The sequence below is a fragment of the Xenorhabdus bovienii genome, assembly GCF_024721015.1.
Taxonomy (GTDB): Bacteria; Pseudomonadota; Gammaproteobacteria; order Enterobacterales; family Enterobacteriaceae; genus Xenorhabdus; species Xenorhabdus bovienii.
The window spans coordinates 1-4,130 of the sequence record NZ_JANAIF010000135.1; the positions used below are offsets into that span (position 1 = coordinate 1).

Genomic DNA, 4,130 nt, shown 5'->3' on the forward strand with positions numbered 1-4,130 from the left:
GCACTGGCATTTACTCTCGTTTGGTTACCAATGTGGGCTGATTGATTTATGAACATAAAACATCAACAGTCCCTAGTTTAGTTAGTGCGCTTTTTTACATTTGGTTGTTTTTCCATCTTATTCATGCCCCAGTATTTTTATTTTTCAATTGATGTTGAAAATTTACACAAACTGTAAAATTCAATTTTTTAAATTATTATTCTGCCCAATTGTTCTTGCTGAGATATTTAATTCTAATTATTTTGGTTTGTCAGTATTTTAATGTAACTTTTAATTGTAAATTTTATGTTTCTTTTTTCCCGCAAAAATCACTTTAACAGGTAGTGAAATAAGGTGATTGTCAGCATTAAATTCTCATTTAATTTATTGAATTAATTTGATTTTTATTCATTTTTGATCAAATTTAGAATGATGATATTATCAATGTTTTGTAATAAAAATGTGATTCAAATCCTAAAATTAAATTAATAATGTTGCAGTCTATTATTCTATATTGGCTTTTTATATTCAGCATATTATGCTTGCACATATTATTCATATCAACAGGGGGCAGAATGAAAGTCCTTATTTTAGGCGGTGGCGTTATTGGCGTCACCAGTGCGTGGTATTTGGCACAGGAAGGCCATGAAGTGACTGTGGTTGATCGCCAGAATAGTGCCGCTGAAGAAACGAGTGCAGGTAACGCTGGTCAGATCTCACCGGGATATGCAACGCCATGGGGAGCACCGGGAATACCACTGAAAGCAGTAAAATGGATGTTTCAACGCCATGCACCACTGGCTATTCGCCCTGATGGTTCACTGTTTCAGCTACGCTGGATGTGGCAAATGCTGCGCAACTGTGATGCAGACCATTACGCCATGAATAAAAGCAGGATGGTGCGATTGGCAGAATATAGCCGTGATTGCATTAAACGGTTAAGGGCAGATACTGGCATTCAATATGAAGGGCGTCAGGGAGGAACTCTGCAATTATTTAGAACCGCCAAACAGTTTGATAATGCCGCCAATGATATCGCAGTATTGGAACAAGAAGGTGTTCCTTACCAATTATTGACCGCAGAACAACTGGCATCAGTGGAGCCTGCACTTGCCCATGTTTCTCATAAATTGGCGGGTGGGTTACAACTGCCGAATGATGAAACGGGTGATTGTCAGATATTTACCAAGGCACTGGCAAAAATGGCAGAAGAGGCGGGAGTCAAGTTTGTATTTAGCAATCAGGTTAAACAGATTCTGGTGGATGGAAACAAAATCACGGGTGTCCAGTGTGATGATGGCATTATGACGGCGGATAACTACGTGGTGGCGATGGGATCTTATTCTACCGACATGCTGAAAGAATTCGTTAAAATCCCTGTTTATCCGCTGAAAGGCTATTCTCTGACGATGCCGATTATGGATGAAGCAAGAGCGCCAACCTCAACTGTGCTGGATGAAACTTACAAGATAGCTATTACTCGTTTTGATAACCGTATTCGCGTTGGTGGCATGGCAGAAATGGTTGGTTTCAATATGAATGTGCCGAATAATCGCTGTGAAACGTTAAAAATGGTTGTGCAGGATCTCTACCACAGCGGTGGCAATATTGCTGAAGCTACATTCTGGACTGGGTTACGCCCAATGACACCAGATGGTACTCCTATCGTCGGCCCAACCAAATATAGTAATCTCTATTTAAACACAGGGCATGGAACGCTAGGCTGGACGATGGCCTGTGGTTCAGGGAAATTATTGTCTGATTTAATTTCTGGTAAGACGCCGGAAATCGCGGCAGATGATCTCTCGGTATTTAGATACATCAATGGATTCAATACAAAAGTGCTTCGAGTGAAGCATCGTTTACATACGGCATAAATTATAAGGGGTCGTCATGCCACGTCCTATTTTGGCGACGATCCATCTCGATGCATTCCGCCATAACTTGGCGGTTATCCGCCAGAAAGTCGGTGACAGCAAAATCTGGTCAGTAGTGAAAGCTAATGCATATGGGCATGGATTGGACAGAATATGGCAGTCACTCATGCAAACGGATGGATTTGCGCTGCTTGATATGAATGAAGCTATTTATTTAAGGGAACACGGGTGGCAAGGGCCAATCCTGTTATTGGAAGGTTTTTTCAAACTTTCGGATTTGCAGCTCATTGATCAATATGGCCTGACAACTACAGTGCATAGTTACTGGCAACTCAAGGCAATAGAAGAGGCCAGACTGAATAACCCCATTGATATCTATTTGAAACTCAATAGCGGAATGAATCGTCTGGGTTTTACCCCTGAAGAATATTCACAGGTGGTCTCAATGGCGAATCGCATAAAAAATATCAATTCAGTCACGTTGATGACTCATTTTGCTAATTCAGATAATGAGATTGGTATTGATGGGCAATTTGCGGTTGTTGAATGTCTGCAAATGGGCTCACTTCCTCGCTGTCTAGCCAATTCTGGTGCAGTTTTGTGGCATCCGAAGACACATGGTGACTGGGTTAGGCCGGGTATTATCCTGTATGGTGCATCCCCGAGTGGAAAGTGGCGTGATATTGCTGATGTGGGTTTGAAATCAGCGATGAGTTTGCACAGTGAAATCATTGCGGTTCATGACCTACCTAAAGGGGCAAAAATTGGCTATGGCAGCCGTTATACAACCCAGTATCCTACCCGCGTAGGTACGGTGGCATGTGGTTATGCTGATGGTTATCCAAGGCACGCCCCAACGGGTACCCCCATCCTTGTTGATGGTGTCCGCACACAGTTACTGGGTGCCATATCGATGGATATGATGACGGTTGATTTGACGCCGTGTTCACAAACAGAAATAGGTAGTACCGTGGAGTTATGGGGGGAAAACTTGCCAGTGGATGAAGTGGCGGAATCCGCAGGAACCATTGGTTATGAACTTCTCTGTGCTTTAGCTATACGTGTTCCGGTAGTTGTTAACTGATCTTATCTCTTTCAGGCATTTTTCCGTACCGAAATTTGGAATAAATGCCTGCATCTTTCTTTATAACATCAGCAAAATTAATATTCAGATAATATCTAAGTGTGACGTTGTAACTTGATGGCTTTTAACCAATGGTAACATCAAGCTGCCAGTTCCGGATTTTATGCATATAGTGCGATTAAATCAAAAATCATTATCAATTGCTTGGCAATAAATCACCGGATACATACACTTTATGCCTGATTTCACAACAATTTGTCTGACAGGAAATAACTTATAATGACTAATAAGGTGTTTATTGCAGTAGCGGGGCTTTGCCTATCTTCTTCTGTGGCATATGCTGGCGAATGGTCTATTGGGTTGTCGGCATTGTATGAAGCTAAACCTTACAAAGGATTGAAAACAAAAGATAAAATACTGCCGGTTCCCATGGTATCTTATGAGAGTGAAAACTTTTATTTTCAGACTTTGGCGGCAGGTTATTACCTCTGGAACCAGCCAAAGGATAAACTTTCTGTAGATCTGTTCTATTCTCCACAAGCTTTCCATCCCAAGGATAGTACAGATGAGCAGATGAAAAAACTGGATCGTCGTCGTGACACGGTTATGGGTGGTTTCACTTATAAACATCATGAAGATTGGGGGGTGCTGCGGGCCTCATTAGCTGCCGATATACTGGGCGAAAGTAACGGTATCAGTGCTGATTTCGCCTATTTATATAGTTTCCAGCAGAGCGGCTGGTTATTGGAACCAGGGGTAGGCGTTGTCTGGGATAGCAAAAAACAGAACCGTTATAGTTATGGCATCAAAAAGAGCGAATCTGTGCGGAGCGGTCTGGCTGAATATACACCGGGCGATAGCTGGAGCCCTTATCTTGAATTGTCTGGTTATTATACCTTCGATAAGAATTGGACTGCTTTCATGATGGGGCGTGTAGAACATTTACCAAGCGAAGTTAAAAACAGCCCGATGACCAATCGCTCATACTCCGGTACTATCTGGTCGGGTATTACTTATACTTTCTGACAGATATTGTTCATGTCAAGAAAGATGCAAAGCTGAACTCTTCAAGATAGCCATAGCAAAATAGTCATGACAGAGTTCAGCTTATCGTTTATTTTTCCATATGAAAGGTTTAAAACCACGGTCTTTAGACGGTGACTTTGACTTTAATTCTTTGACCTATGCGC

The 4,130-nt window shown here is 41.8% G+C and carries 3 protein-coding genes; all 3 read left to right on the forward strand.

Annotated features, from left to right (window positions below; all coding sequences use genetic code 11):
* Positions 1–554: 554 nt before the first annotated feature.
* The 3 genes from NXS07_RS18765 (at position 555) to NXS07_RS18775 (ending at position 3,966) form a co-directional block, all read left to right on the forward strand.
* Positions 555–1,856 (forward strand): D-amino acid dehydrogenase, encoded by a 1,302-nt coding sequence (locus NXS07_RS18765; protein WP_238126438.1) that lies wholly within the window; start codon positions 555–557, stop codon positions 1,854–1,856.
* A 16-nt stretch (positions 1,857–1,872) separates the two neighbouring features.
* Positions 1,873–2,940, forward strand: coding sequence for a catabolic alanine racemase DadX (gene dadX / locus NXS07_RS18770; RefSeq protein ID WP_238126437.1), 1,068 nt, complete (start codon positions 1,873–1,875; stop codon positions 2,938–2,940).
* 279 nt (positions 2,941–3,219) lie between these two features.
* Positions 3,220–3,966, forward strand: a complete 747-nt coding sequence (locus tag NXS07_RS18775; RefSeq protein ID WP_038218201.1) for a MipA/OmpV family protein — start codon at positions 3,220–3,222, stop codon at positions 3,964–3,966.
* The last annotated feature ends 164 nt before the right edge of the window (positions 3,967–4,130 follow it).